The sequence below is a fragment of the Streptococcus sp. 5346 genome (assembly GCF_013277455.1).
GTDB lineage: Bacteria > Bacillota > Bacilli > Lactobacillales > Streptococcaceae > Streptococcus.
Map to the genome: position 1 here is coordinate 112,435 of NZ_VMMY01000001.1, position 20,196 is coordinate 132,630.

The 20,196-nt window shown below is 41.2% G+C and carries 20 protein-coding genes and 2 riboswitches; of the genes, 4 read left to right on the forward strand and 16 right to left on the reverse strand.

The annotated features are described in order from the left end of the window. The 6 genes from tenA to lctO form a co-directional block, all read right to left on the reverse strand. A complete protein-coding gene (gene tenA, locus HT732_RS00570; protein ID WP_173253620.1) occupies positions 1–693 on the reverse strand; it encodes a thiaminase II in 693 nt (230 codons plus the stop codon). A 10-nt stretch (positions 694–703) separates the two neighbouring features. Continuing rightward, positions 704–1,354, reverse strand: coding sequence for an energy-coupling factor transporter transmembrane component T (locus tag HT732_RS00575; RefSeq protein ID WP_173253621.1), 651 nt, complete (start codon positions 1,352–1,354; stop codon positions 704–706). A gap of 1 nt (position 1,355) precedes the next feature. Then, positions 1,356–2,741, reverse strand: coding sequence for an ABC transporter ATP-binding protein (locus HT732_RS00580; RefSeq protein WP_173253622.1), 1,386 nt, complete (start codon positions 2,739–2,741; stop codon positions 1,356–1,358). Beyond that, on the reverse strand, positions 2,742–3,302 hold the full coding sequence (locus HT732_RS00585) for an ECF transporter S component (RefSeq protein WP_045590764.1): 561 nt from the start codon (positions 3,300–3,302) through the stop codon (positions 2,742–2,744). A gap of 157 nt (positions 3,303–3,459) precedes the next feature. After that, a riboswitch (TPP riboswitch) is annotated at positions 3,460–3,548 on the reverse strand. A gap of 123 nt (positions 3,549–3,671) precedes the next feature. After that, entirely contained in the window at positions 3,672–4,340 is a 669-nt protein-coding gene (locus tag HT732_RS00590) for a TenA family protein (RefSeq protein WP_173253623.1), read from the reverse strand. A gap of 217 nt (positions 4,341–4,557) precedes the next feature. Then, a riboswitch (TPP riboswitch) is annotated at positions 4,558–4,646 on the reverse strand. Between the two features lie 148 nt (positions 4,647–4,794). After that, complete coding sequence (gene lctO / locus HT732_RS00595) at positions 4,795–5,931, reverse strand: L-lactate oxidase (RefSeq protein ID WP_173253624.1); 1,137 nt, start codon at positions 5,929–5,931, stop codon at positions 4,795–4,797. Positions 5,932–6,146: 215 nt separating this feature from the next. Between lctO and HT732_RS00600 the strand changes: the two genes are divergently transcribed. Genes HT732_RS00600 through HT732_RS00615 form a run of 4 tightly spaced genes read left to right on the forward strand, consistent with a single transcriptional unit; the run spans position 6,147 to position 9,101 of the window. Continuing rightward, complete coding sequence (locus HT732_RS00600; RefSeq protein ID WP_173253625.1) at positions 6,147–6,827, forward strand: amino acid ABC transporter permease; 681 nt, start codon at positions 6,147–6,149, stop codon at positions 6,825–6,827. Then, the gene (locus HT732_RS00605) at positions 6,787–7,464 is read left to right on the forward strand and encodes an amino acid ABC transporter permease (RefSeq protein WP_173253626.1); all 678 of its coding nucleotides are present in this window, start codon (positions 6,787–6,789) and stop codon (positions 7,462–7,464) included. Before HT732_RS00600 ends, HT732_RS00605 begins: the two co-directional genes overlap by 41 nt. After that, entirely contained in the window at positions 7,465–8,223 is a 759-nt protein-coding gene (locus HT732_RS00610) for an amino acid ABC transporter ATP-binding protein (protein WP_173253627.1), read from the forward strand. It abuts the gene before it with no gap. Between the two features lie 11 nt (positions 8,224–8,234). Further along, entirely contained in the window at positions 8,235–9,101 is an 867-nt protein-coding gene (locus tag HT732_RS00615) for a cysteine ABC transporter substrate-binding protein (RefSeq protein ID WP_049524548.1), read from the forward strand. Between the two features lie 212 nt (positions 9,102–9,313). Here HT732_RS00615 and pyrE read toward each other — a convergent pair whose 3' ends face one another. From pyrE to typA, 10 genes are all read right to left on the reverse strand, one after another. Then, positions 9,314–9,946 (reverse strand): orotate phosphoribosyltransferase, encoded by a 633-nt coding sequence (gene pyrE, locus HT732_RS00620; RefSeq protein ID WP_049524119.1) that lies wholly within the window; start codon positions 9,944–9,946, stop codon positions 9,314–9,316. 38 nt (positions 9,947–9,984) lie between these two features. Next, complete coding sequence (pyrF, locus tag HT732_RS00625) at positions 9,985–10,680, reverse strand: orotidine-5'-phosphate decarboxylase (protein WP_173253628.1); 696 nt, start codon at positions 10,678–10,680, stop codon at positions 9,985–9,987. Between the two features lie 232 nt (positions 10,681–10,912). Next, positions 10,913–12,157, reverse strand: a complete 1,245-nt coding sequence (locus HT732_RS00630) for a cell division protein FtsQ/DivIB (protein ID WP_173253629.1) — start codon at positions 12,155–12,157, stop codon at positions 10,913–10,915. A gap of 9 nt (positions 12,158–12,166) precedes the next feature. Further along, positions 12,167–13,225 carry a UDP-N-acetylglucosamine--N-acetylmuramyl-(pentapeptide) pyrophosphoryl-undecaprenol N-acetylglucosamine transferase gene (locus HT732_RS00635; RefSeq protein ID WP_173253630.1) on the reverse strand — a complete coding sequence of 353 codons (1,059 nt, stop codon included), beginning with the start codon at positions 13,223–13,225 and terminating at the stop codon, positions 12,167–12,169. A 1-nt stretch (position 13,226) separates the two neighbouring features. Then, on the reverse strand, positions 13,227–14,579 hold the full coding sequence (gene murD / locus HT732_RS00640; RefSeq protein ID WP_173253631.1) for a UDP-N-acetylmuramoyl-L-alanine--D-glutamate ligase: 1,353 nt from the start codon (positions 14,577–14,579) through the stop codon (positions 13,227–13,229). 256 nt (positions 14,580–14,835) lie between these two features. Further along, complete coding sequence (locus HT732_RS00650) at positions 14,836–15,477, reverse strand: ABC transporter ATP-binding protein (protein WP_000571283.1); 642 nt, start codon at positions 15,475–15,477, stop codon at positions 14,836–14,838. 1 nt (position 15,478) lies between these two features. Next, positions 15,479–17,500 carry a bacteriocin-associated integral membrane family protein gene (locus HT732_RS00655; protein WP_173253632.1) on the reverse strand — a complete coding sequence of 674 codons (2,022 nt, stop codon included), beginning with the start codon at positions 17,498–17,500 and terminating at the stop codon, positions 15,479–15,481. A 131-nt stretch (positions 17,501–17,631) separates the two neighbouring features. Beyond that, positions 17,632–17,757 (reverse strand): hypothetical protein, encoded by a 126-nt coding sequence (locus HT732_RS10440; RefSeq protein ID WP_275690727.1) that lies wholly within the window; start codon positions 17,755–17,757, stop codon positions 17,632–17,634. Between the two features lie 265 nt (positions 17,758–18,022). After that, on the reverse strand, positions 18,023–18,277 hold the full coding sequence (locus tag HT732_RS00660) for a DUF3165 family protein (protein WP_050306033.1): 255 nt from the start codon (positions 18,275–18,277) through the stop codon (positions 18,023–18,025). 19 nt (positions 18,278–18,296) lie between these two features. After that, positions 18,297–20,138, reverse strand: coding sequence for a translational GTPase TypA (gene typA, locus HT732_RS00665; protein WP_000164111.1), 1,842 nt, complete (start codon positions 20,136–20,138; stop codon positions 18,297–18,299). Positions 20,139–20,196: the final 58 nt, after the last annotated feature.

A 20,196-nucleotide genomic window follows, 5' to 3' on the forward strand; every position in this document is an offset into this window, starting at 1 on the left:
CTATTCTTCTCCTGTTTCTAAAGACTGTAAATCGCTCTTCCATGTCTGGTGTTGGTAGGCCATTTGCCAAAACTTGGCTTCCATGTGAACACTGATGTGGAAGGCATCTAGCATTTTGTTTCTGTCTGTCTCATCACTTTCTCGATAGAGTTGATTGATCAGAGCCTCTTCCTCTCTGATCTGCTGCTCTAACTCATCTGTAATATACGTTTCAATCCATTGTTGGTAGAGAGGATTTGGTGATGGTTTAAGATTAAGTGATTTGCCTATATCATGATATAGCCAAGGACAAGGCAGCAAGCTCGCAAAAGCAATACCCAAGTTTGGCTCTGCAAATTGCCGATAAATGTGCGAGATATAATGATAGCAGGTGGGAGCGATTGGATGTTGCTCCATTTCCTGATCGCTGATTTCCAATTCCTTGAAAAATTGTTGGCGTATAAATAATTCACCCTCCACTAAACTCTGAGCATTCTGTTTCAAGAGTCTTTTCATCTCTTGGTTTGAAGTCTTATCAGCCAAGAGGTGATAGGCTTCTGAGAAGGCCTTCAAATAGTAGGCATCCTGAATCAAGTAATAGCGAAAGATGGACAGGTCTAAATTTCCCTCTTGCAACTGTAAAACAAAGGGATGATGAAAGGAAGCCTGCCAAGCTTCCTTGGATAATTCCATCGCAATATCTGTAAATTCCATAATAACTCCTTTATAAAAATAGACTGGTTTGAAGCAATAAAAAGAACAGCAGGTAGATGAATATTGTCCTTTGAGGAATATAAAAAGTCCGATAGCGATTCTCCACCTGTGCATGTTCGTCATATCCATGTGCCGATAGGGCTCTCAGGTAAAGATGGCGCCATCTAAAGACTGTCATCAGAACCTTGCTATAAATCAAGGGCGACCAAAAATGTAGTTCTTGACCGCGTAATAGGCAAGCTTCCTTGAGGGACTTGATTTCTTGCTGAATAAGGGGGAAGGAATTGAATACCACAATCAAGGCATAGGCCCAAGAGCGTGATAACCCCTTTTGAGCCAAGTACAAGAGAAGCTCTTTTAGGGAAATAGAGGAAACAAAGACAAGACCAATACAAACGGTCACAAAAGCCCTCGTTCCAAGCATGACTGCCTGCGAAGCATCTCCATGTAACTGAACTGCCCAGTAGTTGGCAAAGGATGGCAAAATGGCGAGCAGAATCATCCAAGCCAATATCTTAAATCGACGGTAATAGAGCATAAAGAGAATACAAAATGCGACTACCGAAAGATTCAGAGCAATCGAAGGAATGAAAGATGTTTCCAAGGATAAAATCAGCAAGAAGAGACTGATAATCGGTGTCTGGGTTGCTACTTTGACCATACTATCTCACCTCCCCTTGAGTATCATTGTTCAGAGATGGGAGAGGTTTGGTAATGGTTACTTCTTTCACATGACTGAGACCCTGACTAGTCATCTCAATCCAATAATCAACCACAGAGATCAAGGGATTCAAACGATGGCTAATGATTAGAAAACTTCTTCCTTGATTTCTGTCCTCCACAATCCACTGACAAAAATAATAGCAAGCTCTATCATCCAAACCAGCAAAAGGTTCATCTAGCAAGATCACAGAAGCCTTGCTAGTCAAGATGGTCAAGAGCTGTAGAATCTTTTGCTGACCACCACTTAATTGATAGGGACTCTTATCGAGTGCCTGCTCCAAATCAAAATATCGTAAAGCTTGGAGTATCCGCTGATTTCTTTCAGAATCAGGTCCATCTAATTGAAGCTCTTCTCGCAGACTGGCTCTAATAAACTGCTTTTCAGCTTCCTGAACAACACCCGTCAGGTCACGATACAAACTCTTTTTCTTTTTCAGGACTGTCCCCTTCCAGGTAATGCGCCCCTTATACTTTTGAAATTGAAGAATAGACCGAAAGAGGGTTGATTTCCCGACACCATTATCACCCAAAATACAGCAAATTCCTTGGTAAAATGTAAAATCAGCAATCGAAAAGAGGGGACGCTTATCCAGCTCACAAGTCGTTCCATCCATATGGAATAGTTCTGGGCTAGAAGCAACTTCCTTTGAAGCAACCTGTGTCATCTCAGAGGTAGGGAGTTGATTTATTTCCCTTAGTTGTCCGTCTCTTAGCTCCACCATATGGTCGATATAGGCTTCATAGTCCGTTAAATCATGGTCGCACAAAATAACTGTCTTCCCATCAGAGACCAACTCTTTTAGAATCTCCAATATCTCTATCCTGCTCTTGCGGTCAATGGAAGCGAAGGGCTCATCCAAGAGATAGACCCTAGGATTCATAGCAAAGAGAACAGCCAAAGCAGCCTTTTGCTTTTCTCCACCTGATAAGTGATGAATTGGACGGTGCAAGATCTTCTCACAGCGACATTGTCGAACCACCTCTGCTATTTTTGAATCAATTTCCTGAACGGGATGGCCGATATTCTCCAAAGTAAAAATCAACTCCTCAAACAAGTTCTCCATGGTAAATTGATGATTGGGATTTTGAAAAAGGATACCAACCGTCTGGACACGTTCGATGATAGAAAGCTGACTGACCTCGCTCCCATTTATCAGGACTTGACCGCTATAGGGAAGAGAACTGACTTGGGCAATCAATTGAAAGAGACTCGATTTTCCAGAACCACTGCTCCCAACTAACAAGGTAAAGGCTTGCGCATGAAAAGTAAAATCAAGCGGCTCAGAGAAGATTGGGGACTGAATCGCTCGTAGTTCCAGCCCCATCTATGCCTTGCCCCCAGCTGCAAACTGATGATAAAGTTTGACAATGGCACGAACCAAGATAGTACAGAAGAAAAGGACGGAAATAAAACGCACCACTAGTAAGGAAAGAACAAAAGGAAGGGAGAAGGCATAGTAACCTAACTTAATGTATTCATAGACAAAGCTAACAAGTGTAATCCCAATACTATTAGCAGTTAGAGAGAGCCAACTTTCATAGCGATTCTTGGTTACGAGAAAACCAAATTCACTTCCCAAACCTTGAACCAAGCCAGACAAAAGGGCACCTAGACCGAATTGGCTACCATAAAGGACTTCAGCAAGCGCAGCTAGCACTTCTCCAATCGTTGCACTTCCGACTCTCGGAACAAAGATGGCAGCAATGGGCGCAGCCATACACCAGAGTCCAAAGAGGATTTCATTGGCAAAGGCCTGTAAACCAAGAGGTGCTAAAATCAGGGTGAGGATATCAAACAGATAACCTGAACCCACAAAAACGCCACCAAAAAAGATAGACAAGAAAGCAAGTAAGATAACATCTTTTAATTGCCATTTTTTCAACATAAAAAACTCCTTTTTCAAAGACAAGTGGGGCATACAAGGTGAGCTACCGAAAGGCTTAACGTCCAGCCTATCCTCTTTTAATAAACAAAAAAACTCCAATTACAATCAAGAATTAGAGTTTAGCTTACAAGATTAGACCGTTCTTTTCGACATACGAAAAAAACATTTCACATTTCCCTTCGCCAGTCTTAACTGTATCAGGTTCAATGGGTATCATCTCAGCCTAAAGCACCCCAAATGTCTTTATTATTTAATTACTATACCAGTATAACAGAAATTGAAAGCCCTAGCAAGATATGTGACTGGAAAATATATTTATATATTTTATTTGTTACTTATTTTAATCTACATAAAAGGATTGAATTTGTCCTATAATTCGTAACCAATATCAAAAAAGGCTAATTCTAAAGCGACCGCTTGATTCCAGCGTTGCTGAAGTTCTGTCAAATCTTCTCGACCTTTCCCGACACGATTGAGTTCGTCAACCAGAAATTGAACCCACTCTGCAAAGAAAGGACCTTTGTGGAGATTGATCCATTCCGAATGAATATAGGCTTCAGGTAGAGCCAAATCTTTAGAACCCCAGTCTAAATAGAGACCTTCTGCAATGACCAGCATGACCAAAAGATGGGCATAGTCTGATGAAGCCACTGCCGAATACATAAGATCCTGAAAGGCTTTTGTTACAGGGTGCAAGGTCACTTCCAGATAATCATTCTCAGATACTTTTAACTCTTTGAAAGCCTTTTGGAAATAACCATCTTCATCTGCTTCAAGAAAGCCTAGTTGCTTGGCAAAACGAAGTTTGGATTCAAGCTGGTCTGCGTGAGCTACGCAGGCACCCAGCATGGATAAGAAGGCATCAAAGAAGTGATAATCTTGAATTAGGTAGTCTTTTAAAACCTTATTCTCAATTGTCCCCGCAAAAAGTTCCTTGACAAAACGATGATTGACAGCAGCCTGCCAATCCTTCTGACTACTTTTTAATAATTCTCCAACAGTCAAACCTGGCTGAAATGCATAAACCTGTGTTTCCATATTTATTTTTCCTCTCTTTACTCGTTCATAATCAACAAAACATCAAGAAAATCCTAGTTTTACTTGACCTTTTTAAAGAAAAGTGGGGCATATAAGGTGAGAGCTACCTAAATGCTTTGTATCACCTTCATCCAGCTTATATAAACAAAAAAACTCCAATTACAATCAAGAATTAGAGTTTAGCTTACAAGATTAGATTGTTCATTTCGCCATACGAAAAAAACTGTTCACATTTCCCTTCGCCAGTATTAACTGTATCAGGTTCAATGGGTATCATCTCAGCATAAAGCACCCCAAATGTCTCTATTATTTAATTACTACACCAGTATAGCAAAAAATGAAAGCCCTAGCAAGATATTTGACCGAAAAATATCTTTATATAGTTTTTGATAGCGATTTATTCTTCCAATACACGAAGAAAAACCTCCACATCAAGTGGAGGCAAGCTGTTTTATCAATACAATTTTAAGTCACGAGGGTCAACTGGGAAAGTTGGGTTGTATGGGTTGTGACGAAGCTTGAAGTGTTTGACATCTTCAATAGTCTGAGTTCCAGACAACTGCATGACTGTCTTCAATTCCGCATTCAAGTGTTCAAAGACTTGACGTACACCGATACTACCACCGAGAGCCAAGCCATAGATAACCGGGCGACCAATAGCTACTAAGTCTGCTCCTGAAGCCAAGGCTTTAAAGACGTGTTGACCACGGCGAACACCAGAGTCAAAGACAATCGGCACACGTTTGTCAACTGCTTCTGCTACTTCTTGAAGTGAGTCGAAGGCAGCTGGTCCACCGTCGATTTGACGACCACCGTGGTTGGTTACCCAGATACCAGAAGCTCCCGCAGCAAGCGAACGTTCAACATCCTCACGGCATTGTGGTCCCTTAACATAAACAGGAAGTCCTGAGTATTCAGCGATAAATTCTACATCACGTGGAGATAAGCGTTGTTTAGCTGATTTGTAAACAAAGTCCATTGATTTACCAGCACCTTCTGGTAGGTATTCTTCAACAATCGGCATGCCAACTGGGAAGACAAAACCATTACGCTTATCAACCTCACGATTACCCCCTACAGTAGCATCTGCTGTCAAGACAATCGCCTTATAACCTTCAGCCTTCACACGATCCATGATGTGGCGGTTGATACCGTCATCCTTACTAAAGTAAAATTGGAACCAATGAGGTGTCCCTTGAAGGGCTTCCGTAATTTCTGGAAGGTCGACAGTAGAGTAAGAGCTGGTTGTATAAAGAGAACCAAACTCATGCACACCACGCGCAGTAGCCACTTCACCCTGTTCATTTGCCAATTTATGAGCTGCAACAGGCGCCATAATGATTGGTGAAGACAATTTTTCACCTGCAAATTCAATCTCTGTACTTGGATTTTCTACATTGCAAAGTGTATGAGGAACGATGAGTTTGTGGTTAAAGGCGCGAATATTCTCACGTAAAGTGAAGGTATCTTCCGCCCCACTAGCGATATAGCCAAAGGCTGCTTTAGGAATAACTTGTTGCGCCATTGGCTCCAAATCATAGGTATTGATGAAATCTACATGGCCTTCTGCATTGCTTGTTTTGTATGACATAAAATGTCCTCCTTAATAAGTAAGCGTTTACTTTGTATATTACAAAAATATCTTAACTCTTTTTTCAAAACTTTTCAAATATTTTGTTTGGAAATTTCAGAAATTTTATGTTTATGATAAAAAATCCTTATAACGGCAATAAAAAATAGATATTATCCAAAGAAGATTTTAAGTGCTACAATAACTGTATTATTTCTAGATAGGAGGTTCTATTTTTGGATTGGTCCATTGTTGAACAATATCTACCACTATATCAAAAGGCATTCTTTCTAACCTTGCATATTGCAGTTTGGGGTATTCTGGGATCCTTTCTGCTCGGCTTAATCGTTAGTATCATCCGGCATTACCGCATCCCTGTTTTGGCGCAAGTAGCGACAGCCTATATTGAATTGTCACGCAATACGCCCCTTTTGATTCAACTCTTCTTTCTCTACTTCGGACTTCCCCGAATCGGGATTGTCCTATCTTCAGAAGTCTGTGCCACTTTAGGACTGGTCTTTTTAGGAGGCTCCTATATGGCAGAATCTTTCCGAAGTGGGCTGGAAGCCGTCAGTCAAACCCAGCAGGAGATTGGATTGGCTATCGGTCTGACACCTGTACAGGTCTTTCGCTATGTGGTTCTTCCGCAAGCAACAGCGGTGGCCCTACCGTCTTTTAGTGCCAATGTCATTTTCCTCATCAAGGAAACCTCTGTTTTCTCAGCAGTGGCTTTGGCCGATCTCATGTACGTCGCCAAGGATTTGATTGGGCTCTACTATGAGACAGACATTGCGCTTGCTATGTTGGTAGTTGCTTACCTTATCATGTTGCTACCTATCTCACTGGTCTTTAGCTGGATAGAAAGGAGGCTCCGCCATGCAGGATTCGGGAATCCAAGTACTCTTTCAGGGAAATAATCTCCTGAGAATCTTACAGGGATTGGGCGTTACGATTGGCATATCCATCCTGTCTGTCCTCTTATCCATGATGTTCGGAACAGTCATGGGAATCATCATGACCTCCCATTCTAGAATCGTACGATTTTTAACACGATTGTATCTGGAGTTCATCCGTATCATGCCCCAGCTTGTTCTACTTTTCATCGTTTACTTTGGCTTGGCTCGAAACTTTAATATCAATATCTCAGGTGAGACTTCTGCTATTATCGTTTTTACCCTCTGGGGAACAGCTGAAATGGGGGACTTAGTCCGTGGGGCTATCACTTCCCTCCCTAAACATCAGTTTGAAAGTGGACAGGCACTGGGCTTGACCAATATTCAACTTTACTACCACATCATCATCCCGCAAGTCTTGAGAAGATTACTTCCACAAGCTATTAATCTTGTTACTCGGATGATTAAAACGACTTCCTTGGTTGTCCTGATTGGGGTAGTTGAAGTGACCAAGGTTGGACAACAAATCATCGATAGCAATCGCTTGACTATCCCAACTGCTTCCTTCTGGATTTATGGAACCATTCTGGTCTTGTATTTCGCAGTCTGCTTTCCTATTTCCAAACTATCCACACACCTAGAAAAACATTGGAGGAACTAAATGTCTGAAACTATCTTAGAAATCAAGGAACTAAAAAAATCCTTCGGAGACAATCCCATCCTCCAAGGACTTTCTCTAGAAATCAAAAAAGGGGAAGTTGTCGTCATTCTAGGACCCTCTGGTTGTGGGAAAAGTACCCTCCTTCGTTGTCTCAACGGCTTAGAAAGTATTCAAGGTGGAGATATTCTTCTGGACGGTCAGTCTATCGTTGAAAATAAAAAAGACTTTCACCTAGTTCGCCAAAAGATTGGCATGGTCTTTCAAAGTTATGAACTCTTTCCCCATCTGGATGTCCTACAAAACCTCATCCTAGGTCCTATCCAGGCTCAGGGACGCGACAAGAAGGAAGTAACTGAAGAAGCTCTGCTACTACTGGAGCGTGTTGGTTTGCTAGACAAACAACATAGCTTTGCCCGTCAATTATCTGGTGGACAGAAGCAACGGGTTGCAATTGTTCGTGCCCTCCTCATGCATCCAGAAATCATCCTTTTTGACGAAGTGACTGCTTCGCTGGATCCAGAAATGGTGCGTGAGGTTCTAGAACTTATCAATGATTTGGCCCAAGAAGGCCGTACCATGATTTTAGTAACCCATGAAATGCAGTTTGCCCAAGCTATTGCCGATCGGATTATCTTCCTCGACCAAGGGAAAATTGCTGAAGAAGGAACGGCTCAAGCCTTCTTTACCAATCCTCAAACCAAACGAGCTCAGGAATTTTTAAACGTCTTTGACTTTAGCCAATTTGGCTCATATCTATAAAGGAGATTCTTATGAAACTATTCAAACCACTCTTAACTGTTTTGGCACTTGCCTTTGCCCTTATCTTTGTCACTGCTTGTAGCTCAGGTGGAAACGCTGGTTCATCCTCTGGCAAAACCACTGCCAAGGCTCGCACAATCGATGAAATCAAAAAAAGCGGTGAGCTACGAGTCGCCGTGTTTGGAGATAAAAAACCGTTTGGTTACGTTGACAATGACGGTTCTTACCAAGGTTACGATATTGAACTTGGGAACCAACTGGCCCAAGACCTTGGTGTCAAGGTTAAATACGTTTCAGTCGACGCTGCCAACCGTGCGGAATACTTGATTTCAAACAAGGTAGATATTACTCTTGCCAACTTTACAGTGACTGACGAACGCAAGAAACAAGTTGATTTTGCCCTTCCATATATGAAAGTTTCTCTGGGTGTCGTATCACCTAAGACTGCTCTCATTACAGACGTCAAACAACTTGAAGGTAAAACCTTAATTGTCACAAAAGGAACGACTGCTGAGACTTATTTTGAAAAGAATCATCCAGAAATTAAACTCCAAAAATATGACCAATACAGTGACTCTTACCAAGCTCTTCTTGACGGACGTGGAGATGCCTTCTCTACTGACAATACTGAAGTTCTAGCTTGGGCGCTTGAAAATAAAGGATTTGAAGTAGGAATTACTTCCCTCGGTAATCCAGATACCATTGCGGCAGCAGTTCAAAAAGGCAACCAAGAATTGCTAGACTTCATCAATAAAGATATTGAAAAATTAGGTAAGGAAAACTTCTTCCACAAGGCCTATGAAAAAACACTCCACCCAACCTACGGTGACGCTGCTAAAGCAGATGATCTAGTTGTTGAAGGTGGAAAAGTTGACTAATACTCTTCGAAAATCTCTTCAAACCACGTCAGCGTCGCCTTGGATTATATATGTGACTGACTTCGTCAGTCTTATCTACAACCTCAAAGCAGTGCTTTGAGCAACCTGCGACAAGCTTCCTAGTTTGCTCTTTGATTTTCATTGAGTATAATACTTAATGAAATCACAAAAAGAAATCAGGTAATCCTAGTGACTACCTGATTTTCTATGTCTTAAGCATTTTGCCAATTTTCTTGGTCTTCTTTAAAGCGTTTTAGGAGATCAAGGCCCTCTGGTGTGATATAGCCTTCTTCTTGAGCTAGGTGAATGAGTTCACTATAGTTAGAAAGCGTCACCAATTTCACACCAGCATCCGCAAAGTTCTTATCTGCTTTTGGCAATTGGTAGCTGAAAATCGCTACAACTCCAAGTACATCTGCTCCTTCGCGTTTGGCTGCTGCTACGGCTTCAAGAACAGAACCGCCAGTTGAAATAAGGTCTTCAACCACTACCATTTTTTGACCTTGAGCTACGCGGCCTTCAATTTGATTACCAGCTCCGTGGTCTTTTGGTTTGCTACGGATGTAGGCAAATGGCAGGTTCATCTTGTCAGCAATGATGGCTCCGTGAGGAATCCCTGCTGTTGCAGTTCCTGCAATGACTTCTACCTCAGGAAAGACTTCTTTGATAGCATCTACAAAACCATTTTCAATGAGAGTACGAGTTTCTGGATAGGCAAGAGTTACACGGTTATCCGTATAAATGGGTGACTTGATACCAGATGCCCAAGTGAAAGGCTCCTCTGGTTTGAGGTAAACTGCTTGAATTTTCAAGAGGTGGCTAGCGATATCTTTAGCAAGTGTCATGGTCTTCTCCTTTTGTTTTTCTAATCTATTCTTTAATTCTAGTCTTGGTTCCATTCATCCTTGATAGCATGATAAGCTGCAACAGGGTCTTCAGCTTGAGTAATGGGGCGTCCCACTACGATATAGTCACTACCGATTTGATAAGCATCCGCTGGCGTCATCACGCGTTTTTGATCTCCAACTGCAGCACCTGCAGGACGAATGCCCGGTGTCAGACAGATAAAATCTGGATTGGTAGCCTGCTTGATGACTTCCACTTCCTGAGCCGAGCAAACGACACCATCTAATCCCGCTTCAGCTGTTTTCTTAGCATAATGAATGACAGACTCTTGCAGGCTAGTTTGGATATTTTGAAACTCCTGCATCTGGGCTTCTGACGTTGATGTGAGCTGAGTGACAGCAATCAATTTGGCTTGTGTCCCCAGACCTTCACGCGCAGCCTTCATCATCTCTACACCGCCAGCAGCATGAACATTAGTCATATCCACTCCAAGCTGAGACAAGACCTTCATGGCTGACTTGACTGTATTGGGAATGTCATGCAGCTTAAGATCCAAAAAGACACTATGACCCAAACCTTTTAAATAGGACACAATCTCAGGCCCCGTTGCGTAATAAAGCTCCATCCCTACCTTGAGATAAAGGCTTTCTTCTGCTGGGAAAAGAGCTAAAAATTCCTTGACCGCCTCAAAACTAGGAAAATCAAGAGCAATGACTGGACGATGTTCTCGCATAGGTTTCTCCTTTTACCTTTGCTAGTGAGAGAGTCTGGCCACAAGAAGCCACGAAAAAAGGAACCTGCCAACAGCAAGGTTCCACGAAAAATGGGTAGTCTCCACCCTTTCACCGTCTAACCTTAGCTGCCTCTCTGGACTGCTTTAAAGGTTTTCTATTATTCTATTATTTCTACTAGCACTTGTCAAGTAAAAACATGGCAACTAAAGAGCTATAGGAGAAAAGCTAAACCTAGCGACGTGATGAACGCCGTGTCGTTTGGTTTTGATTGCCCTCTTCCTCCAGCTTTTTCCTTTCCTCTTCTAGTTTATTCTGCTGTTCTTCCAGTCTTTTCTTCTCTTCCTCTTTTTGTTTCTTCTCAGCTTCCTTAGCCTCTTGTTTGGCTTTTTCCTCAGCCTCCATAATTAATTTATCCGCCACTGTGTAACTGTAAATTCCAGCTTCCATATCGACCACACTCGGTTCTGACAATTGAGGTTTAATCTTACTGTAGTAAGGTAATTTCTTACTCATTTCAGACAGGGGAACCAAGACTTCGTCCGAATCATTCATAGTCAATCGAATTAAATCGGAAGTCACCTTGCTTGGGGCTAGTTCCACCTTTTGGATAGCAGCCTTGAGTTCTGGGCTAATTTGAGCAAGTTCTGAGACAAAAGCCTTGATTTGTTCACTATCATTAAAGAGAACTGATAAATAAGTTTCTGGCAGACTGACCAGGCTCACAGAACTAGTCTCAAGCTGACCGCTGGAAAGAATAGGATAATGATTTTCACCAGAAACATAGTAGGCAACAATATCGTATTCCTTGACCTTGATAGTGAACTTAGTTGGAAATTGATAAACAAGCTGAGCTGATTCAACCCAATAGTTAGACTTAATCTGCTCTTCATATTTTGCCTTATCTAGCAGAAGATTAATCGTATAATCCGAATCCTGAATGCCCGAAGCCTGTCGAATATCATCAGCCGTAGTTTGCACCGTTCCCTCAACACGAATATCCTTCATGGTCGCATAAGGACTGAGCAAATAAGCAGAGACAATCAATAAAAGCAGACTTGGAAATAAAATCGTGAAGCCTCGTAAGATATGGAGGCCAGGAATCTTTGCTTTGGCTGCTTTTTCCTTTGGAGCCTTTTTAGCAAGCTTTTTATCCTGTTCCTCGCTCTCTTTAGACCCTGATTCTTCTATCTCTTCTTCCTCTTTGTCACCCTCTGAGGATTCTACTTTTTCTTCAGACTCGTCCTTAGCTGATTTTGGGTCTTTTGGATCAGATTCACTCTCCTGGTCCTCAGTTGCATCTGACTTTTCAGATTTCGAAGCCATTCGAGCTTGTCTTTCCTTTTCCTTCTCCTCAGCTAGGGCTGCCTCTTCTTCAGCCTTCTTTTTTAGATATTCTTGGTTTCGTTTCTGCCATTCTGATAACTCTTTAAATTCTTCGAGGATTTCTTTGCCCTCATTTTTCTTATCTTTTGACATTTACTTTCCTTATGATAAATCTTTTTTCAACAATTGATAAAAATCTGCTAGAGATTTCAATTCCTTGGAAGCCTTCATCTTAGCTTGGTAGTCTTCCTTGTGGCTTAGTAAATGAGAAATCTTCTCTTCCAAACTATCCAAGGTCAAATCGCTTTCTTGAAGCTCTTCTGCATAGCCTTTTTTTACAAAGTAAGCTGCATTTTCAATCTGGTCACCACGACTAGCTTCACGACCAAGTGGCACAATGACATGCAATTTTGCCATGGCCAAGAGCTCAAAAATCGTATTGGCACCACCACGTGTCACAACAATATCAGCCAATTCCATCAAGGGTTGATAGAGATTGGTCACGTAGTCGACACGAAAGAGATTTTGGCTCAACTCGTTCAGACTAGAATCTCCAGTTAGATTGATAATATTGTAGCGCTCTGTCAGTTCTTTCTTATGGTCTGTCACCAATTGGTTAAAGACACGAGCTCCTGCAGAACCACCGACAAACAATACAGTTGGCAATTTAGGATTAAAGTGGGTTTGAATATCCACCAATTCATCCGGTTCTGGACCTTTTTGGTCTGAAACCTTGGTCACTGCTCCCACATGCTCGACCTTAGACAAACTCGAAGCTTGTTCAAAGGTTGAATACATCTTCGTCGCAAATTTATAGGCAATTTTATTGGCCAAGCCCATAGACAGGTCCGATTCGTGAATAAAGACAGGCACTCCTGACACACGCGCTGCGATAACAGGCGGTACTGAGACAAAGCCTCCCTTTGAAAAAAGAGCCTGTGGACGAATTCGTAACATGATAAAGAGCGATTGGACAATTCCCCAGCCAACTTTAAATACATCCAGCATATTTTGCCAAGAGAAATAGCGACGCAATTTCCCAGTCGCAATGGAGTGGAAAGTGACATCTAAACCCGACTTGAGGATTTCTTGGTGTTCGATACCACGCTTGTCCCCGATATAGTGGACTTCCCAATCATCTTCGATGAACTTGGGCATTAACAAAAGATTGAGGGTCACGTGTCCAACCGTCCCCCCACCTGTAAAGACAATTTTTTTCATATTATTCCTTTAACTCCGCTACTGTGTCGATAAAGAGGTCGCCACGTACTTCAAAGTTAGCATACATATCCCAGCTGGCATTGGCTGGACTGAGAAGAACCACGTCTCCTTGAGTCGCAAGCTCGTAAGCCTTGCGGGTCGCATCTGCAATATCAGTCGCATCCACATAAGAGACACCAGCCTTATCTGCTGCCCGTTTGACACGTTCGGCAGACTGACCCAGGATGACCATCTTCTTGAGTCCAGTAATATCTGGCACCAATTCGTCAAACTCATTGCCACGGTCCAAACCACCTGCAATCAAGATGACCTTGCTGTTGTCAAATCCTGACAAGGCTTTTTGAGTCGCCAAGATATTGGTTGATTTGCTATCATTATAAAATTTGACACCCTTGATTTCATCCACAAATTGAAGACGGTGTTTAACACCACCAAAGGCTGAAAGAGTTTCTTTGATGGTTTGGTTGTCTACACCACGAAGCTTGGCTACAGCAATCGTCGCAAGGGCATTTTCCACATTGTGGCTACCTGGAACACCGATTTCACTAGCTGCCATGACCACTTCTCCACGGAAGTAGAGCTGACCATCTTCCAAATAAGCTCCATCAACCTTTTCCAGTGTTGAAAATGGTACAACGGTAGCTTGTGTTTTGCTAGCCAATTCTTTTGCCAAGTCTTGGTTAAAGTTCAAAACAAGGAAATCATCCGCTGTCATCTTGTTCTGGATATTCCACTTGGCTGCCACATACTCCTCAAAAGAGCCATGGTAGTCTATATGAGTTGGCATGAGGTTGGTAATAACCGCAATCTCAGGATGGAATTCTTGAACACCCATGAGTTGGAAAGAAGAAAGCTCCATGACAAGCGTGTCCTTGTCTGTAGCGCTTTGAGCCACTTGACTGGCAGGAAAGCCGATATTTCCTGATAAAAGACCATGTTGCCCAGCAGCAGTCAAAACTTCCCCAATCATAGTCGTTGTGGTTGTCTTACCGTTCGAACCAGTAATACCAACAATCGGTGCCTCAGAAATCAAGTAAGCCAATTCCACCTCAGTCAAGACTGGAATTCCCTTGGCCAAAGCCTTTTCAATCATGGGATTGCTGTAGGGAATACCTGGATTTTTCACCATAAGGGCAAACTCTTCATCCAAGAGTTCCAAAGGATGGCCACCTGTGATAACCTTGATCCCTTCTTCCAGTAAACTTTGGGCAGCTGGATTGTCCTCGAATGGTTTTCCATCATTTACTGTCACAATGGCACCTAGCTTATCCAACAAACGAGCTGCCGATTCACCAGACTTGGCCAAACCTAAAACAAGGACTTTCTTATTTTTAAATTGATCTATTACTTTCATGTCTCGAACTCCATTTCTACTCTTACTATTTTACCATTTTTATGGAAATAAAAAAGCCACAAAGTGTGTTTGTGACTCTTTCTTCTAACTGATACTCTTCGAAAATCAAATTCAAACCACGTCAGCTTCGCCTTGCCGTATATATGGTTACTGACTTCGTCAGTTTCATCTACAACCTCAAAGCAGTGCTTTGAGCAGCCTGCGGCTAGCTTCCTAGTTTGCTTTTTGATTTTCATTGAGTATGAATCTTGCTATATCATCTATGTGATAAATCGGTAACTCGAATGACTTGGTCCACTTGTTCCCAAATCAGAGGATTGTGGGTCGCAATAATAATGGTCCGATTCGGATTTTTTAAAGATTCTAAGATAGAAAGTAATTCCTCAGAGTTTTTGGGGTCTAGTGAAGCGGTTGGTTCATCTGCGAGAATCAAAGGTGGATCCTTTAAAATTATCTTCGCTAGTGCAACACGTTGTGCTTCTCCTCCTGATAACTCAAAGATAGGTTGCTTCAAATCCAAATAAGAGAGGTTTACACGGTTTAGAGCTTGTTTCATCAAAGAGATTTTCTCTTTTTCCTTCAATTTTTTACCAACTAAACCCAGATTGAGATTCTCTTTGACGGTTTGGCTTTCAATTAAGCCAAAATCTTGAAATAGGTATCCTAAGTAATCTCTAAAGAAAACAGAAGGCTTGATGTCCTTAAGAGAAGTACCATCATAGATGATTTGCCCTTTGTCATATGGCTCTAATCGTCCAATCATATTCAAGAGTGTTGTCTTACCACAGCCACTTGTACCGATTAAGGCATAAATTTTCCCACCTTCAAAATGAAGATTTGTATCTGAAAATAGCTGACGGCTTCCAAATTTTTTAGATATATTCTTTAGTTCAATCATCCTATTTTCCTTTCATAATTGTCATAGAAACACGAGATTCTTTCTGCGCTTGACGGTAAAGCGTCAGAACTGCACTAGCTAGAAAGACTAATAAAGTGAGCAAGCCAATCACCAAGTCTCGACTGCTTAAAATAAAGAGACTAGCACCAAATACAAAACTGGCAAATTGGCTAACCATATACTGAGCATGTGTTTCAAAAAATCGTAAACCTGAAATTCGTTTAATCAAGATATCTCGGCGGAATTGCTCGAAATATAGAAGATTGACAGAATAAAAGAGTAACAAGGAACTAGCTATCCCCACAATAGCTCCTAAGATTAAAGTTGCTGTTTCAGTTTGAACTTCATTATAACGAGTTAGATAAACACTTCTTCCTTCTTTAAGATAGGATACTTGCTCATAAATTCCTGCATTTTTCAAGAGTTTAATCCCATCTTCATATCCTTTGACAAAGATATTCTTACCAGCATTGATAGACCAACTAGATTTGGAAATGATACTATCACCTGTAGATGTTGGAGTAAATACAACTAAAATCGGATCGGTTAAGTACTGGATGGATACTGGGCTTTCACCGTTATTATAAATAAATCGCTTTTCTCCAGTTGGAAGATAACTAACAATCGCTCTCATTTCATACTCTAAAGGAGCACTTGCCTCCTCACCAGATTTTCCATAATAACTCAATCTTTCTTCAAAAGCTTTCTTAAGTTCTGCTTCCTGTGAACGAAGAGATTCTGGTAGTAAGAGTCCAAATTCTCCTTTTTGAAGATGGACTAACTTCTGTTTGGTCTCAGCATCTACCACGACCTTTTCCTTGTCCAAATAACTTGGGCTGACATAGAGAACATTAGCATCTGGACTATAGGTATCCAGTGTCTCTCCCTGTTCATTTTTTCCTTGAGGATTTGCAAAATGAATGAGATTATCTTTTACAAATAGAGCCTGTTCTTGTTCAACTGCTTCTTTGGAAAATTCATACCACTTGCTCTGATTTTCTGTATCTTTTACTCTATCACCTAAGCCAAAGGAAATCTGGTAATAGTCTGCTCTGTCCTGCCATGCTTGTTTTGAAATTTCAAGTTCTTTCAATCGTTGGTAAGACGTCAAACCTGTCTTAACAGCGTAGCCTACTGTAAAGACAGCAACCAACTGACACAATAGGGTTAAAACCATCAAGCGTTTAAGGGGTAATCTCCCCTTAATAACGGGAACTAATGCTTTGTAACTCAAACTCATTAGATAAAGAAGCATTAGTAAAATTGAAATCACCAATAAAAACAACAGATAGAAACTAATCCCAAAACCATAGGTGGCTAACAAGATAGGATAAAACAAACCTTGACTAAAAAGAACGACTCCCCCACCTAGGAAAGAAAGGAGGGCTGATAGAAGGAGCCACTTGATATCAGTAGATAAAGAATGCCCCATGATGGATAAGAGAGTCTGACCAGAAAAGAGTTTTATACCTGCTGCTCTCATTTCCTTAATCCGAGTGATAATCACTAAAGCAAAGAAAGATAAGCCAAATATTGCTAAACTAATTAAAATAAGGGGATTTAGCAACATTCGAAAAGCAAGAGAATAGGGAGGTGTCTTTCGGTCAGCAATTGCTTTATAACCCAAATCTCCTAATTTATCGGCAAGCTTTTCTTTCGTCAAGGAGCCTGACAAAAGGAGATAACTATTTAGCGGATCACTACGTTCACGACTTTCTTGGCTAGCTTCTTGGAATTCTTTTGGTAAAGTTCCCTGACCATAAGTTGCATAAGTAAAGTTGGTCATCCCATCCTTACTCGGCTCTACAATTCTTCTAGCTATTAAACTCTGTTCTGAGTTTGCAAAATTCTCCAATTCTTGTTCAAATACCTCACGCGTCGGTTCCTGAGTATCTTTTTTGACACGAAGTAAGGAGACGGAATCATAGCTTGCATATAAATATTGTGGGGCACGTAAGACAATAATCCAAGCAAGGAAGAAGCTGAGAAAAAAAGTTGATAATAATATGAATAGTTTCTTCATAGTAGACTCCTTGTATAAGAGAATAACCCTATAGAAAAAGATTTTATCTTTTATAAATTCTTAGAATTATTTTCCTAGTTTAATCCATTACACCCTGAGCACCAAGACAACAATACTCTTCAAAAATCTCTTCAAATCGCGTCAACGTCGCCTTGCCGTAGATATATGTAACTGACTTCGTCAGTCTTATCTACAACCTCAAAGCAGTGCTTTGAGCAACCTGCGGCTAGTTTCCTAGTTTGCTCTTTGATTTTCATTGAGTATAAATTTAATCCTTTCTTATTTTGAAAACGATTTCTTATAACTTAAGTATATCACTTTCTATCTAATCTATCAACATATTTTACTAAAATATTGTTAGTAATAGAGTTTTACAGTTCCCCAAAAAATAGATGTCATTAACGAATTTTATTCAAGTTTTTCCCATTCATATTATCCAAGCAAAAGAGATGATGTTATAGTAAAAAACAATTCAAACTATTGTAAAATTCCTACCAAAAAAAGAGAGCCGAAACTCTCTTTTTATCTTCTTTTACCTTTTTTGACTGGCATGAGTGTGATGTCTCTCACACTAAAGTAAGCTAGGATTAACATGGCTATTGCTAGGAATATTTCTGTTGGTAATTGAAAAATTTTCAGAAAAGATAGAGCCAACAAAACCAAAAGTGCCACTAAAATACATACCATAGCGACGATATTGACTGTCCCTTTAATGCTTTCTGGTGTCGCAAATACATAGAGTAGGAGCAGTAAAATCCCTAGGACTAAATAGACCATCTTTCTCTCTTTCTAGCTCTTATTCAGCTGATTTTTTCTTCTTGTTAGCTTTCTCACGCTCTGCCTTGTTAAGGATTTGTTTACGCAAACGGATAGACTCAGGCGTTACTTCCATGTACTCATCGTCGTTCAAGAACTCAAGAGACTCTTCAAGTGTCAAGATACGAGGTGTCTTGATAACAGCTGTTTGGTCCTTAGTAGCTGAACGAACGTTGGTCATTTGTTTCGCCTTAGTGATGTTAACTGTCAAGTCATTTTCACGAGAGTTTTCACCGATGATCATTCCTTCATAAACCTCAGTACCTGGGTTGACAAAGATCGTACCACGTTCTTCGATAGACATGATTGAGTAAGTTGTAGCCTTACCAGCATCGATAGAAACAAGGGCACCACGGTGACGACCACCAATTTCACCTGGAATCAATGGCAAGTATTGGTCGAAGGTATGGTTCATGATACCGTAACCACGAGTCATTGACAAGAACTCAGTTGAGTAACCGATCAACCCACGCGCTGGAACAAGGAAGACCAAACGAGTTTGACCATTACCAGTTGAAATCATATCCAACATTTCACCCTTACGTTCAGAAAGGCTTTGGATAACAGACCCTTGGTATTCTTCTGGAGTGTCGATTTGAACACGTTCAAATGGTTCGCATTTGACACCGTCGATTTCTTTTACGATAACTTCTGGACGAGATACTTGAAGTTCATAACCCTCACGACGCATTGTTTCGATAAGGATTGACAAGTGCAATTCTCCACGACCTGAAACTGTCCATTTATCTGGTGAATCAGTTGGGTCAACACGAAGGGAAACATCTGTTTGCAATTCTGCCTGCAAACGTTCTTCTACCTTACGAGAAGTTACCCATTTACCTTCTTTACCAGCAAATGGTGAGTTGTTGACCAAGAAAGTCATTTGAAGAGTTGGCTCATCGATGTGTAGGATTGGAAGAGCTTCTACTGCATCTGTCGGAGTAATGGTTTCACCGACAAAGATATCTTCCATACCTGAAACGGCAATCAAGTCACCTGCTTTTGCTTCTTGGATTTCACGACGTTCCAAACCAAAGAAACCGAAGAGTTTTGTAACACGGAAGTTTTTAGTTGTGCCATCAAGTTTAGACAGAGTAACTTGGTCCCCAACCTTAACTGTACCACGGAAGACACGACCGATACCGATACGTCCAACGAAGTCATTGTAGTCCAAAAGTGACACTTGGAACTGCAAAGGCTCATCTGAGTTATCTACTGGAGCTGGGATATGGTCGATAATCGTATCAAAGATTGGTGCCATAGTAGCTTCTTGGTCAGCTGGATCATCTGACAATGAAGAAGTTCCGTTGATCGCTGAAGCATAAACTACTGGGAAATCAAGCTGGTCGTCATCAGCCCCAAGCTCGATGAAAAGTTCTAAGACTTCGTCCACTACTTCAGCTGGACGAGCTGATGGTTTATCGATTTTGTTAACAACAACGATTGGGACAAGGTCTTGTTCCAAGGCTTTTTTCAATACGAAACGAGTCTGTGGCATTGTTCCTTCGTAGGCATCTACGACCAAGACAACACCGTCAACCATTTTCATGATACGCTCAACTTCTCCACCGAAGTCCGCGTGTCCTGGTGTGTCCATGATATTGATACGAGTTCCGTTGTAGGCAACGGCTGTATTTTTAGCAAGGATGGTAATTCCACGCTCTTTTTCGATATCGTTTGAGTCCATAGCACGCTCAGCCAATTCAGTACGTGCATCAAGCGTTTCTGATTGTTTCAATAATTCGTCAACGAGGGTTGTTTTACCGTGGTCAACGTGGGCGATAATCGCAATGTTACGGATATCTTCTCTTAATTTTGTCATGATTTCCTCTATAATATTCAAAATTTATTTTCTAACTGAACGATTATACCATAATTTC

Coding starts and splice junctions, on each gene's coding strand:
- tenA (WP_173253620.1), bottom strand. CDS start 693: ATGGAATTTACAGATATTGCGATGGAATTATCCAAGGAAGCTTGGCAG.
- HT732_RS00575 (WP_173253621.1), bottom strand. CDS start 1,354: ATGGTCAAAGTAGCAACCCAGACACCGATTATCAGTCTCTTCTTGCTG.
- HT732_RS00580 (WP_173253622.1), bottom strand. CDS start 2,741: ATGGGGCTGGAACTACGAGCGATTCAGTCCCCAATCTTCTCTGAGCCG.
- HT732_RS00585 (WP_045590764.1), bottom strand. CDS start 3,302: ATGTTGAAAAAATGGCAATTAAAAGATGTTATCTTACTTGCTTTCTTG.
- HT732_RS00590 (WP_173253623.1), bottom strand. CDS start 4,340: ATGGAAACACAGGTTTATGCATTTCAGCCAGGTTTGACTGTTGGAGAA.
- lctO (WP_173253624.1), bottom strand. CDS start 5,931: ATGTCATACAAAACAAGCAATGCAGAAGGCCATGTAGATTTCATCAAT.
- HT732_RS00605 (WP_173253626.1), top strand. CDS start 6,787: ATGCAGGATTCGGGAATCCAAGTACTCTTTCAGGGAAATAATCTCCTG.
- HT732_RS00610 (WP_173253627.1), top strand. CDS start 7,465: ATGTCTGAAACTATCTTAGAAATCAAGGAACTAAAAAAATCCTTCGGA.
- HT732_RS00615 (WP_049524548.1), top strand. CDS start 8,235: ATGAAACTATTCAAACCACTCTTAACTGTTTTGGCACTTGCCTTTGCC.
- pyrE (WP_049524119.1), bottom strand. CDS start 9,946: ATGACACTTGCTAAAGATATCGCTAGCCACCTCTTGAAAATTCAAGCA.
- pyrF (WP_173253628.1), bottom strand. CDS start 10,680: ATGCGAGAACATCGTCCAGTCATTGCTCTTGATTTTCCTAGTTTTGAG.
- HT732_RS00630 (WP_173253629.1), bottom strand. CDS start 12,157: ATGTCAAAAGATAAGAAAAATGAGGGCAAAGAAATCCTCGAAGAATTT.
- HT732_RS00635 (WP_173253630.1), bottom strand. CDS start 13,225: ATGAAAAAAATTGTCTTTACAGGTGGGGGGACGGTTGGACACGTGACC.
- murD (WP_173253631.1), bottom strand. CDS start 14,579: ATGAAAGTAATAGATCAATTTAAAAATAAGAAAGTCCTTGTTTTAGGT.
- HT732_RS00650 (WP_000571283.1), bottom strand. CDS start 15,477: ATGATTGAACTAAAGAATATATCTAAAAAATTTGGAAGCCGTCAGCTA.
- HT732_RS00655 (WP_173253632.1), bottom strand. CDS start 17,500: ATGAAGAAACTATTCATATTATTATCAACTTTTTTTCTCAGCTTCTTC.
- HT732_RS10440 (WP_275690727.1), bottom strand. CDS start 17,757: ATGAAAATCAAAGAGCAAACTAGGAAACTAGCCGCAGGTTGCTCAAAG.
- HT732_RS00660 (WP_050306033.1), bottom strand. CDS start 18,277: ATGGTCTATTTAGTCCTAGGGATTTTACTGCTCCTACTCTATGTATTT.
- typA (WP_000164111.1), bottom strand. CDS start 20,138: ATGACAAAATTAAGAGAAGATATCCGTAACATTGCGATTATCGCCCAC.